The following is a 12160-nucleotide window of genomic DNA, read 5'->3' on the forward strand; positions in this document are numbered from 1 at the left end:
ATGCCTCGCCTCAGCGTTGTCACCGTTTCCTGGAAGACCGGGCCGCGCCTGCTTGAGGCCGTGGCATCAATCCTCAATGCGCCCGGCGTCGACGAGTTCGTGCTGGTCAATCACGGCAATCCGCCGGAGATGAACCAGGCGCTGCAGGAATATGCCGACGGCCACGACTGTTTCACGCTGATCAATACCGGACGCAATCTCGGCTTCGCCAAGGGCTGCAATCTCGGCGCCGAGGCCGCGACCGGCGATCTCGTCCTATTCCTCAATCCCGATGCCGTCCTGTCGCCGGGGGTCACCCGGCGCCTCAAGCAGTCCGCCGTGGACCTCGGTCCCGAGCCATGGGCGATTGGCGCCCGGATCCTCAATGCGGACGGTACGGAGCAGCGCGGCGGCCGGCGCGGAGAACTGACACCGAACTCGGCTCTCGTGGCTTTTCTCGGCCTTGATCGCCTCATCCCGGGCACTCAGAGTTTGCACCTCGAGCGCCAGCCGCTGGAACCGGACATCATGCCGGTCCCCGTGGTGTCCGGCGCTGCCTTGATGATGAGGCGGTCCTCATTTCTCGATCTCGGTGGTTTCGACGAACGCTATTTCCTGCACGTCGAGGATATCGACCTGTGCCGGCGCGTGCGCGAAGCTGGCGGCTCGGTCTGGTTCGAGCCACGAGCCAACATCCTGCACTACGGCGGCACCAGCCAGTCATCGCCCTTCTTCGTGGAAACCCAGAAGGCCAAAGGCTTCGTCAAGTACTTCTGGCGCTTCTACCCGGGCCTGTTGGAGCGGCTGACGACGCTGTGCCTGGTCGTACCGATCTTTGGTGCGATCTGGGGGCGCGTCCTCCTGCTGCGGCTGAAGGGGCAATGGAAGGGCTTGCGGCGGCGCCAGCGAGCGATGGGCCGGCTCAAGCGCATCCGCAATCTGCGTCTGGATCATCCACGCAATGATGTTGCGGAGTACGAAGCCCCGACGCCGGGTATCGAAGCCTAGGGCCTGACGGCCGCGGCGGACGGAAAACTGCCGGCCCTGGACAGTGCCGAGGCCACCGGGTGCTTGAGCCCCTCGGCTTCCAGCCAGTGCGCTGTTTCAATCATTCTCTCGAGGTCGATGCCGGTTTCGATACCGGCCCGGTCAAGCATGTAGACAACGTCTTCGGTGGCAACATTTCCGGTCGCGCGCGGGGCAAACGGACAGCCGCCAATGCCGCCGCATGAAGCGTCGATGACATCGACACCGGCCTCGACGGCAGCGAAAATGTTCGCCATCGCAGTATTGCGCGTGTTGTGGAAGTGCAGGCGCAGCCTCATGTCGCCGCTCTGCTGGCGCACCGCATCGATGACGCGTCGCACGGTCCACGGGTCGGCAACGCCGATGGTGTCGCCCAGGGCGAACTCGACGGCGCCGGCCTGACGGGCCCGCGCCGCCAGCATCGGCAGAATGGCAGGATCAACTTCGCCGTCGAAAGGATCGCCGAACGCCACCGAAACGGTGACCGAGACCGGCACGCCCTCATCATGTGCGAGCACGGCAATGCGGTCGAACAGGTCGGCGGTCTGTTCCGGCGTGGCGTTCTGGTTCTTGAGGCCGAAGCCGGGAGAGGCAACCATGACGTAATTGACCTCGTCGCAGCCGGCCTCGAGGGCGCGACGCATGCCGCGCTCATTGAGCGCGAGGCCAATGTACTTGACCCCGTCCCGGCGCGGCACGCGCCGCATGACATCGTCGCTGTCGGCCATGGCCGGGACCAGTTTCGGATGCACGAAGCTGGCCGCTTCCATGCGCCGTACGCCCGCACCGATCAGGCGTTCCACGAATTCGATCTTGGTGTCCGTCGACATCATGGCCGGGTCGTTCTGCAGCCCGTCACGCGGTCCAACTTCGACGATTTCGATTTTTCGGGTCATCGGTAATCCAGTTCTTCGATCGAAACATCTGTGCCGCAGCGCGTCAGGAAGGTGACCAGAAGTACCTCGTCTCCGCGAGAGTAATTGGTGCCGCTGGTGTAGGCGCGCCGGCATGCGCCGAGGGCCTCGAGGCGGGCGAAGAAGTCATACTCGGTCCAGTCCGTTTCGTCGGTTTCGGCTGTGCCAAGCCAGGCCGCGCGCAAGTCGTCGTCGCGCGATAGGTCGAGCACGACAAATGTAGGGACTTGCCGGCTTTCCGCAAAGGCCAGCACGTCTTGGGCACTGCCCAGGACGGTGTCGGTACCAAGTGAGAAGACGAGGCTTGGCTCGGTGAAGCTGGATGCCGAGACCAGGCGTTGCCCGTCCAGGTCGACCTGGTCAGAGGCTCGGTCATGTAGGCCCCTGACCTGGTCGGCGAGGCGCACTGCGCTGGCCGCCGGGGCGGCCACGCCGCGACCGAGAACCTGCCAGCCCAGTCCGCTCAGCACCGCCAGGACCAGCAGCGCGACGGTCGAGCGCCTGAGGCCTGCCACCGCGAGCGTGGCCCCGGCCAGGCCTGCGAAAACGGTGGCGGCCAGGAGAACGCGGGCGATGGCGGACGGATCCGGGCTCAAAGCGATGCTCGGCACCGCCATGGACCCGGCCAGTTGCACCGCATCCCAGCTCGCCCCGGTGGCATAGGCGAAGAAAATCGCGGGCAGGGCGACGGCGAAAAGCAGGGCGCCTACGGCGTAGAAGACCCAGCTTGTCCAGCGCTGCCAGGCGGCGGTTCTGGCCAGTTCAACGCCCCCCCATCCAGCTATCAGGGCCAGCGCCGGATAGGCCGGCAGGACATAATGCGGCAGCTTGGTCGGCAGGAGCTCGAAGACCAGCCAGGTCGGCACGGCCCAGGCCAGAAGGAAGCGTGCCGCGCGGGCTGTATCGCTGGCCCTGTCATCACGCAGGTGGGAGAGCAATCGGGCGCCGCCGGGTACCAGAAAAAGACTGGCCGGGAAGAACAGGAGCGGCAGCAGCAACAGGTGATACCCCGGCAAGCCCCCATGGCGTTCATGACCGGACACCAGCTTGGGCCCGAGGTCATCACCGAGTGCGTCGCGCAGGAACGCCCCGTCGGTGGCGATCTGGATGCCGATCAGCCAGGGCAGAACCAGGACGATGGCGAGTAAGGGGCCCGGCCAGAACAGCAGGGGTTTGAGCCAGGCGGCCTTGCGCTCCCAGACCACCAGGACGATTGCGGCGAGACCGGCCACCATGGGCGTGACCGGCCCCTTGATCAGCACACCCAGGCCGACCGCCAGCCAGAACAGCATGGCACTGCGCCGTGCGCCACCCGAGCGCAGATTGGCCAGTGCCGCCATGGCTAGGGTGGTGCAGCCGGCCAGCATGGCATCGGTCTTGGCAATACCGCCCTCGATGCCAAGCAGCACACAGCTGGCAAACAGCAGCGAGCCGGCAAATGCGGCCTCGCGACCGACGAGGCGGACGCCACCCCAGAAACAGGCCAGGGCTGCGAGGACGACGCCAAGCAGGGAGGGCAGGCGGTAAGCCCAGATTTCGCGGGCAGCGGCATCGGAGAAAACCGATACGCTTGCGGCCTGCAGCCAGTGGATGCCGACGGGCTTCTTGTTGCGGGATTCATCAAGGAAGTTGATTGAGACGAAATCGCCGGTTTCGATCATCTGTGCCGTGGCCTGGGCGAAGCGGCTCTCATCGCGGTCGAGCGGCGGCATGGTAAATATGCCGGCCAGCGCCGAGACTGCGGCCACGAGGCCGATGATCCAGTAGGCCCTGAGACCGGTGGCGAGTGAGGCCATGAACAGCTCCTGCTGACGCGATCATGAGAAATCCCTCGCGTCATGACGAGAACCCGGTATGTAACGGGCCACCCGTTCTTCGCAAGCTCAAGCAGACACATATGAGCCAGTCTTCTCCCGTTTCCCCCGATATTTCTGTCGTTGTTCCCGCTTATAACGAGGCCGGCAATGTCGTGCCCCTCGCGCGCGAGATCGCGACGGCACTCGCCGGCCGCAATTTCGAAATCGTCTTTGTGGACGACCGCTCAACCGACGAGACCCGCCACGAACTGGTGGCTGCCAAGGGCGAATTGCCCATGCTGCGAGTGGTCACTCATCGTCAGAATGCCGGCCAGTCGCGCTCGGTGCGGACCGGGGTGCAGCATGCCCGTGGGCGCATCATTGCGACGCTCGATGGTGACGGCCAGAATCCGCCAGCCGATCTGCCCGTTGTCATCGATGCCCTGACCCGCGATGACGCCCCTGAGGATCTCGCCCTGGTCGGGGGTGATCGCTCGCAAAACCGCCAGGATTCAGGCTGGAAGAAGTTTGCTTCGCGCTTCGGCAACGGCATTCGCAAGCGCATGCTGGGCGACAATTGCGACGATACCGGCTGTGGCCTGAAGGCCTTTCGCCGCGACGCCTACTTGCAGCTTCCCTTCTTCGACCATCAGCACCGCTTTCTTCCGGCCCTGATGAATCGCGAGGGGTATCGTTGCGAGTTTCGTCCGGTGAGCCATCGTCACCGCACAATCGGCTCGTCGAAATATACGAATTTCGGTCGTCTTTTCGCCTCTTTGACAGACATACTCGGCGTCATGTGGTTAAATTCACGCGCGCGGAACCCGAAAGGGTCGGACGAGTTGTAGTCTGTATACAGTAAGCGGCCCCGCGCACCGCCAAAGGGGGAGTGCGATATGCCTACTGCCAGTGATGACGGTGTATTGTTGGGGATGACGGCGGCCAATCAGGCCAAGCGTCGCAATGCGTCGAACGGGGGACTTAGCATGTTCAATATCATTCCGCTGATGATCATTCCGGTGATCGCCTATGCGGCCATGTCATTCTTCGGTGGCGGCGACCCGACGGCCGCGGCCAGCGTCATGGACAACACGGTGTTTGTCATTCCGCTGGTCTCTGGGCCATGGGCCATGACGGCCGGCGACATCATTGTCATTCTCGGCTTGCTGATGTTGTTCGTCGAGCTGGTGAAGTCGGCCGGCTCCGGCACGGCCACGATCATCAATCACGGCCTGTCCATGCTGGTTTTTGTCGCCGCCATGGCGCTGTTTCTGCTGGTCGGACGGTTCGGCACCTCGACCTTCTTTCTCATCATGATGATGACGCTGATGGATGTGGTGGCCGGATTCGTGGTGACCATCGTCGCAGCCCGCCGCGATCTGGCGGTTGGCGGCGAATAGCGGATCAGACCAGGAGAAAGGTCAGGCCGGCGCCAAGGGCGACTTCTAGCCAGTAGCCGACCGGCCGGGTCCTGAGCACAGCCAGGCTCATGCGCGCCGCTCCCACTGAGGGGGCGGCGCTTTCTGTTCCGACGCCTGCTCATAGGTGCGCCGATACCGTGCCTGCTCGCTGGCATCGGCCTTGAGGCCGCGGCGTTGCGGGCCGGCAATGATCTGGACGATGACTTCCGCCGTCGCAGGACGGGCCCGCGCATAGCCCTGCTCACGGGAGCGATCGGCGGGCTTGCGGGTCGGGACGGACGGACGGGCCCGGTCCTGCTGCGGTTCGCGGTCGTTTGATCCATGCGCGCCGACGGTCGGCGCAATGCGCCGGCTGGTCGGGGTCGGGACGATGTATGCGCGCTGGATCACGGTCATGTCCGGGTCTTCGCAAGGCCGATGCCAAGTCTTAAGACCTAGTTAACCCCGATTCGACCGGGATCGTTCCTGAATTAACTGTGATTCTGACCGGGATGGCCTTGTCTGGCACGCAAAGCCGGATCAAACCGGCACAAAAGTCTTAACGGGACAGTCAGGCCTTTTTGTCCAGAAGCTTGTCGAGCGTGTCGCGCATTGCGTTGAGTTCGGCCCGCATGGCGGCAAGGTCTTCCTCGTCGCCTCCGGTCGCGGAGTCGCCCGGCTTGCCAGCGCTTTCGGCAGGGGGGCGAGGCGCGGCGAACGGCGCGAACATGCGCATGGCCTCACCGAACATGTCCATGTTGCGCCGCGTCTGCTCTTCCAGCAGGGCCATGCCGGCCTGCGGCGAGGTCAGGGCTTCGGAGAATTTTTCCCGCAACTCTTCCTGCTGCTGGGCAAAGCTGTCCATCGACATCTGGAGGTAGCCGGGCACGACGCTTTGCAGGCTGTCGCCGTAAAAGCTGATCAGCTGGCGCAGGAATGCCACCGGCAGGAGATTGGCACCGCGCGCCTCCTCCTCGAAGATGATCTGGGCCAGCACGCCGCGTGTCAGGTCCTCGCCGGTCTTGGCATCGACGACCTGGAAGTCGACATTGCGCTTCACCAGGTCGCGCAGATGGTCGAGCGTCACATACTGGCTTGTCGACGTGTCGTAGAGGCGACGGTTCGCGTATTTCTTGATGACGACGCTGGTCGTCTGGCCATTGCTCTTGCTCAAGGGTCTGCCCTCTCCTGGCATCGGGCTCCGGCCGAGATACGCTAATTCGCTCGACATGGGCGCAATGCTATTTCATGTAGGGTGTACGCGCTCGGGGCGGTCGGCGGCAAGCGTCAAGCCGCACCGGGCGAAGCAACAGAACCGGGCGGGACACACAGGTGGCAGATACAATGACACGCAGGGCAATGGTAACGGGCGGTACACGCGGCATCGGCGCAGCAATCAGTGTCGCGCTGAAAGATGCGGGACATGTTGTGGTCGCAAACTATGCCGGCAATTCGGATGCGGCCAATGCCTTCTCGGAACGTCACGGAATTGCCGTCGCCAAGTTTGATGTCGGGGATTACGACGCATGCCAGAAGGGCATGGCTGCGGCCGAGGAGGCCGCAGGCGGGCCTTTCGACATTCTGGTCAACAATGCCGGCATTACCCGCGACGGCATGTTCCACAAGATGACGCGGGACCAATGGTCCGACGTGATGCGGGTGGACCTGGACTCCCTGTTCAACACGACACGCCCGGTGATCGAGGGCATGCGTGAGCGCGGCTGGGGCCGCATCGTCAACATATCCTCGATCAACGGTCAGAAGGGGCAGATGGGCCAGGTCAACTACTCGGCCGCCAAGGCCGGGGTGATCGGTTTCACCAAGGCGCTGGCCCAGGAGAACGCTCGCAAGGGCATAACCGTCAATTGCGTGGCCCCCGGCTATGTGAACACTGAAATGGTGGCAGCGATGCCTGAAGTGGCGCTGCAGGGCGTGATTGCCGGCATCCCCGTCAATCGCCTGGGCGAGGCCGACGAGATCGGCAGTATGGTCAGTTACCTGTGCAGCGATGGCTGCGGCTTCGTCACTGGCGCCGTGCTCAGCATCAATGGTGGGCAGTACATGGCGTGACCGGTGGCAGGTCCTGCCGCAAATTCGCCGTCTTGCCGTTTGATAAACCTCGCATAATGATGCGTTTCCTGATCCTGATACTGGCCACGGTTCTGTTGGCCCCGACGGTTGACGCGCAGTCCAATCCGCTGCGTGACCGTTTGCTGCGCAATGAGCGTCCGACCGAAACGAGCGGCTGGTACCAGCGGGCCGACACGGGCGAGTTCTTCGTATTCGACCGGTCCGGCGAAATGGCCCTGTTGCGCGAGCGGGACGGCCAGACCGGAGAAGTCCTGGTGCTCTATGCGAACCGGGCGCCGGGTGGTGGGACCGCCTTCATCACCGATACCGAGCGCGAAGTCCTGCGGCTGACCCCACTGGGCGGCATGACCTATTTCCCGATCGACTCGCCGGATGGTGTGATCGTCGACTTTGCCAGTCCGGCCGGAATGCTGACGCCGGCGCCGCGGTCGCCGGACGAGGTTCGCCTGCAGGCCGAAAGGCTGGCCAGCATGCTCGCTCAGCGGCTCGATCGGAATGTTTCTGTGGAATACGCCCCGGCTCCCCGGGCGGGCCTGGGCCTGCAGTACGACACCCTGCGCATGGCTGCCCTGGCGCTCGACCAATTGCCCGCCGACCGGCGCCGGCTCGGCGAGCTGGGGTCGGTGCACTTGCTCACTGGCGAGCGGCCGACCGTGTATCGCGACGGGCCAGCTCTTGTGATTGTCATAGCGCCGCAGTTCGGCTTTGCCGGACGACCGTCATCCGCCTTCATAGCCGAAGTCCTGATGGCTGACCCCGGCTAGATCGACGCGGACCGGCCCCTAGACGATGGGGGTCCAGTTCTTCGGTGCCATCTTGAAATGGGCGAAATCGAAACCCGGTGCGACCAGGCAGCTGACCAGCACCCAGTCGCCACAGGGGCGGGCGCTCTGCCAGGCACCTTCAGGCACAATCCCCTGGGGGCGTTCGCCGCCGACGATATCCGCGCCCAGCTTCTCGGTCCGCACCGGTTCGCCTTCGACGGCAATGCTCAATTCCAGCGGCGACCCGGCATGCCAGAGCCACACTTCCACTGCATCGACGCTGTGCCAGTGGGAGGCTTGGCCTTGTTCCAGCAGATAATAGATTGCGGTCGATCGAGACCGGCCGTCGGGACCCTCGACATCACGGAAAGTCTCAACATACCAGCCCCCTTCCGGATGCGGTTTCATGCCCAGCGTTTCCATGAGCTGCCGGGCTGTCTCGTTGTGCGGGATCTTGTCAGCCATCAGAATTGATCTTTGCGTTTGCGGATCTCGGCGAAGACGTCGACCGGATCGGCGTTGGGCATGTCCAGTCTTTCAGCGATAGCCGGACATGTGGCCCTGAGGAAGGGGTTGGCTGTTGTTTCAACCGCGACGGTGGTGGGGACGGTCGGCAACCCGCGGCTGCGCTTGTCGATGACCGATGCGGCGTAGGATTCCAGCGCAGGATTGTCCGGGTCGATGGTGCGGGCAAATCTGGCATTGGCCTCGGTGTATTCATGGGCGCAGTAGAGGCGCGTATCATCCGGCAGGGCCGCCAGCCGCTGGAGACTGTCCCACATCTGTGCCGGCGTGCCTTCGAACAGGCGACCGCATCCGAGAGCGAACAGCGTGTCACCGACGAAGGCGACCTTGTCGTCGGCAAAATGGTAGCAGACGTGGCCGCGGGTATGGCCCGGGGTGAAAAGCACGCGTGCCGCGTGCTCGCCGAGTCTGACGACATCGCCGTCGCCGACCCCGTCATCGAGGCCGGGAAGCCGCTCACGATCCAGCTCGGGTCCAATGATGCGCGCGCCTGTCCGCGTTTTCAGGGCGAGGTTGCCGCCGGCATGGTCGTGGTGGTGGTGGGTGTTCCAGATCTGGGTGATACGCCAACCGGCCTGATCGGCCTGGCGCAGGATTTCATCCGGATCGGGTGTATCGATACTGGCCGTCTCGCCGCTCTGGGGGTCGTGGACGAGAAAGCCGTAATTGTCGTCAAGGCAGGCAAACTGCCGGATCTGGAGCTCGCTCATTGTCGAATTCCCGGGTTTCGTTAGGGTGGGGTGAGGCCGGTCGGGCCGGGTTACCGGAGTAGCGCGCGTGCGCCGTGATGCTGTCGAACTTGAGCGTTTCTATCGCACCCGGCAAGGGGCGGCGGCGCAGCGCATGATCACGCGGCGCCTCGACGCGATCTGGCCGGATACCGGTGGCCTCGACGTGCTGGGGATTGGCTATGCCTCACCCTACCTTGTGCGTTTCAAGGAATCGGCTCGTCGGGCGGTGTCCTTCATGCCGGCCCAACAGGGCGCCATCATTCCCGGCCGCGGCGCGGTACCCGCCGCGCTCGGCGACGAGATGCGCCTGCCGTTCGCCGAGGCCTTGTTCGACCGCGTGCTGCTCGTGCACGCCCTGGAAGAGGCGGAAAGCCTTCAGCCGCTGCTGCGTGAAGTCTGGCGGGTCATGGCACCGGAAGGCCGCCTGGCCATCGTCACGGCCGCGCGGGCAGGCATCTGGGCGTGGCTCGACTCCACGCCGTTTGGTCATGGGCGCCCATTCTCCAAGGGGCAGCTCGTGCGCCTGCTTGAAGACGCCATGCTGGAGCCGACCGCCTGGTCGCGAGCCCTTTACGCGCCACCCTGGGGCTGGAGTACGGGTCCGCGCCTGTCCCAGGGATGGGAAAGCGTCGGTGAAACCCTGTGGCCCGGCCTCGGCGGCCTGATCCTGGTCGAAGCAGTCAAGCATACCGGCGCCATCCATCCGCGCCCGGCGCCTGCAGGTTTACGGGCGCGCGCACTTGATGCCCGGGGACAGCCCGCGCTATCTCCCCACCCAGCGGGCTCCGCGAGCAATCAGGATTGAGGACAACTTCATGGCTATCGAACCACGTGCCGGCATTCTCGACATTCGTCCCTACAAGCCGGGCGCGGCGGAAGCCCCAGGGGTGGCCAACCCCGTCAAGCTGTCCTCCAACGAGAACGCGCTCGGTTGTTCCGAAAAGGCCGCGCAGGCCTTCCGCGATACCGCCGACAAGTTGCATGTCTATCCCGATGGCGGCGCCACGCGGCTGCGTGAAGCGATTGCCGAGATGGAAGGTCTGGAGGCGGAGAACATCGTCTGCGGCGCCGGCTCGGACGAGCTTCTGCAACTGCTCGGCCGGGCCTATCTCGATGCTGGCGACAAGGTGGTCCAGTCGCAGTACGGCTTCCTGGTCTACCGGCTGGTCGCCATGCAGTGTGGTGCCGAGCTGGTGTCCGGCCCGGAGACAGGCTACCGCACCGATGTCGATGCGGTGATCGAGGCCGCCGGCGACGACGCCAAGATCGTCTTCATCGCCAATCCGAACAACCCGACCGGCACGTACATTTCCGACGCCGAGATCCGCCGCCTGCGTGACGGCCTGCCTGACACCACCCTGCTGGTGATCGACAGCGCCTATGCCGAGTTCGTGCGCCAGCCCGATTACGATGCCGGGCTGCAGCTCGCCCGCGAGCGCGACGATGTCGTGGTCACCCGCACGTTCTCGAAAATCCACGGACTGGCGGGGCTGCGCCTGGGCTGGGCGTACGGCCACCGCTCGATCATTGACGTGCTGCACCGGGTGCGCGGCCCGTTCAACGTCTCGCTGCCGGCGATTGCGGCGGGCAGTGTGGCGATCCGCGATCGCGACTTCATGCGGCGCTCGGTCGAGCACAATGAGGAATGGGTCAATTACCTGCGCCAGCAGATTGGCGGGCTCGGCCTGGAAGTGACCCCCAGCGTGTGCAATTTCGTGCTGGTGCATTTCCCGGACGAGGCTGGCAAGACGGCTGCCGACGCGGATGCCTTCCTGACCGCCAAGGGCCTGATCGTGCGCCCGGTCCTGCCGTACGGCCTGCCCGACGCTCTGCGGATCACCGTGGGCACGGCGGAGGAAAACCGTCGCCTCGTCGAGGCCATGCAGGCTTTCATGGCAGCCTGATCAGCGCAGGCCCGGGGGCTGCTCGACATCTCCCAGCCGCACCGGACCGAGATACAACCCACCCTGCTGGATCCGGAACGGCAATGACACGCCTTCCGGTCCGCGCGGCGCCAGCATGGCTGCGAGACGCAGGGCCTGCTCGTTCTCGTGCGGAACGATACTGCTTTCCACCAGGGCGCTGGCGAGGGCGTCGGGATCATTGACGTGCAGGGACAGGCGGCCGTCGGGCCGGGCCATGCGGTCCAGGGTGAGCTCTCCGGTGCCGGTGATCTGGGCCGGACCCCAGCGGAGTTCGGCGCCGGCCACGTCGAGGCGGCCGCCGGCCTCGCTCCAGGCGCGCATGTCACCGCCGCGGGCCAGGCTGGCCCACTCGGTCACTCCGATATCGATCTGGACCAGCGTCGCGGTCTGGCCGAAGGCACCCACCACGTCAGCCGACAGCGTGTCCGCCGAGAAGGTGGCGCCGCGCATGGCGCTGCGCAGGTGGAGGCGATTGTCCTCTTCAACCACGCTGTTGAACAGCCACTGCTCCACCGCACTCAGGGTGGGCTGCGGTCCTGCAAGGGTGACGATGGAGAGGTCGCGGACGTCGGCGCCAATGCGCTCGGTCTCGCCAAAGCTGTTCTGGACCAGTGAAAAGCGTGCATCGCTGGCCTCGAGGCGCAACCGGCTGCCGTTCTCCAGGTAATTGTCGAGGTCCAGCGGACCCTGGAGGCTGACCAGCCAGTGCTTGAGATCATAGGGCATGGCATTGGCGCGCAGCCGGGCCAGGCGGGCGGTCCAGCCGCCTTCGGTTGCCGGGGCGGTGATCGCGGCATCGCTTACGTCGAGCTGGAACCGGTAGGGGTATCCGGATACGCGCAGGCGACCATGGTCGATCTCGTAGCCGGCACTGCGCTGGCTGCTGATCCAGTCATTGGCTGACGCCTCGATACGGCCACTGACATAGACCCAGTAGGCCGAGTACAGCGCCAGGACGAAAACAATGGCGCCGATCGGCCAGATAAAACGCGACTGAGTACTCACAAGA

14 protein-coding genes are annotated in these 12160 nt (G+C 64.7%); 7 read left to right on the forward strand and 7 right to left on the reverse strand.

Annotated elements, in window-relative coordinates; genetic code table 11:
• A complete protein-coding gene (locus ACXYMR_RS09950) occupies positions 1-987 on the forward strand; it encodes a glycosyltransferase family 2 protein (RefSeq protein ID WP_458942708.1) in 987 nt (328 codons plus the stop codon).
• Here the strand turns inward: ACXYMR_RS09950 and ACXYMR_RS09955 are convergent.
• Both ACXYMR_RS09955 and ACXYMR_RS09960 read right to left on the reverse strand, forming a co-directional pair.
• Entirely contained in the window at positions 984-1901 is a 918-nt protein-coding gene (locus tag ACXYMR_RS09955) for a hydroxymethylglutaryl-CoA lyase (protein ID WP_458942709.1), read from the reverse strand. The two genes, ACXYMR_RS09950 and ACXYMR_RS09955, sit on opposite strands and share 4 nt — an antisense overlap.
• Positions 1898-3715: an ArnT family glycosyltransferase gene (locus ACXYMR_RS09960; protein WP_458942710.1), complete on the reverse strand. Its 1818-nt coding sequence runs from the start codon at positions 3713-3715 to the stop codon at positions 1898-1900. The genes ACXYMR_RS09955 and ACXYMR_RS09960 overlap by 4 nt, the downstream gene beginning before the upstream one ends.
• A gap of 101 nt (positions 3716-3816) precedes the next feature.
• Here ACXYMR_RS09960 and ACXYMR_RS09965 point away from each other — a divergent pair, with 101 nt between their 5' ends.
• Both ACXYMR_RS09965 and ACXYMR_RS09970 read left to right on the forward strand, forming a co-directional pair.
• Positions 3817-4563, forward strand: a complete 747-nt coding sequence (locus ACXYMR_RS09965) for a glycosyltransferase family 2 protein (protein ID WP_458942711.1) — start codon at positions 3817-3819, stop codon at positions 4561-4563.
• Positions 4564-4611: 48 nt separating this feature from the next.
• Positions 4612-5115 carry a hypothetical protein gene (locus ACXYMR_RS09970; RefSeq protein WP_458942712.1) on the forward strand — a complete coding sequence of 168 codons (504 nt, stop codon included), beginning with the start codon at positions 4612-4614 and terminating at the stop codon, positions 5113-5115.
• An 87-nt stretch (positions 5116-5202) separates the two neighbouring features.
• On the opposite strand, the gene ACXYMR_RS09975 is transcribed toward ACXYMR_RS09970, so the two are convergent.
• Both ACXYMR_RS09975 and phaR read right to left on the reverse strand, forming a co-directional pair.
• Entirely contained in the window at positions 5203-5532 is a 330-nt protein-coding gene (locus ACXYMR_RS09975; protein WP_458942713.1) for a hypothetical protein, read from the reverse strand.
• 154 nt (positions 5533-5686) lie between these two features.
• Complete coding sequence (gene phaR / locus ACXYMR_RS09980) at positions 5687-6289, reverse strand: polyhydroxyalkanoate synthesis repressor PhaR (RefSeq protein ID WP_458942714.1); 603 nt, start codon at positions 6287-6289, stop codon at positions 5687-5689.
• A 170-nt stretch (positions 6290-6459) separates the two neighbouring features.
• Between phaR and phbB the strand changes: the two genes are divergently transcribed.
• Positions 6460-7185 (forward strand): acetoacetyl-CoA reductase, encoded by a 726-nt coding sequence (gene phbB, locus ACXYMR_RS09985; RefSeq protein ID WP_458942715.1) that lies wholly within the window; start codon positions 6460-6462, stop codon positions 7183-7185.
• Between the two features lie 56 nt (positions 7186-7241).
• Positions 7242-7970, forward strand: coding sequence for a DUF4908 domain-containing protein (locus ACXYMR_RS09990; protein ID WP_458942716.1), 729 nt, complete (start codon positions 7242-7244; stop codon positions 7968-7970).
• An 18-nt stretch (positions 7971-7988) separates the two neighbouring features.
• Here ACXYMR_RS09990 and ACXYMR_RS09995 read toward each other — a convergent pair whose 3' ends face one another.
• Positions 7989-8435, reverse strand: coding sequence for a cupin domain-containing protein (locus ACXYMR_RS09995; protein ID WP_458942717.1), 447 nt, complete (start codon positions 8433-8435; stop codon positions 7989-7991).
• The gene (gloB, locus tag ACXYMR_RS10000) at positions 8435-9205 is read right to left on the reverse strand and encodes a hydroxyacylglutathione hydrolase (RefSeq protein WP_458942718.1); all 771 of its coding nucleotides are present in this window, start codon (positions 9203-9205) and stop codon (positions 8435-8437) included. Before gloB ends, ACXYMR_RS09995 begins: the two co-directional genes overlap by 1 nt.
• A 67-nt stretch (positions 9206-9272) precedes the next feature.
• Here gloB and ACXYMR_RS10005 point away from each other — a divergent pair, with 67 nt between their 5' ends.
• Both ACXYMR_RS10005 and hisC read left to right on the forward strand, forming a co-directional pair.
• The gene (locus ACXYMR_RS10005) at positions 9273-10031 is read left to right on the forward strand and encodes a class I SAM-dependent methyltransferase (RefSeq protein ID WP_458942719.1); all 759 of its coding nucleotides are present in this window, start codon (positions 9273-9275) and stop codon (positions 10029-10031) included.
• A 10-nt stretch (positions 10032-10041) separates the two neighbouring features.
• The gene (hisC, locus tag ACXYMR_RS10010) at positions 10042-11130 is read left to right on the forward strand and encodes a histidinol-phosphate transaminase (RefSeq protein WP_458942720.1); all 1089 of its coding nucleotides are present in this window, start codon (positions 10042-10044) and stop codon (positions 11128-11130) included.
• Here the strand turns inward: hisC and ACXYMR_RS10015 are convergent, their stop codons facing one another.
• Entirely contained in the window at positions 11131-12156 is a 1026-nt protein-coding gene (locus tag ACXYMR_RS10015) for a DUF2125 domain-containing protein (RefSeq protein ID WP_458942721.1), read from the reverse strand.
• Between the last annotated feature and the right edge of the window lie 4 nt (positions 12157-12160).

This window comes from Maricaulis sp. CAU 1757, assembly GCF_054482675.1.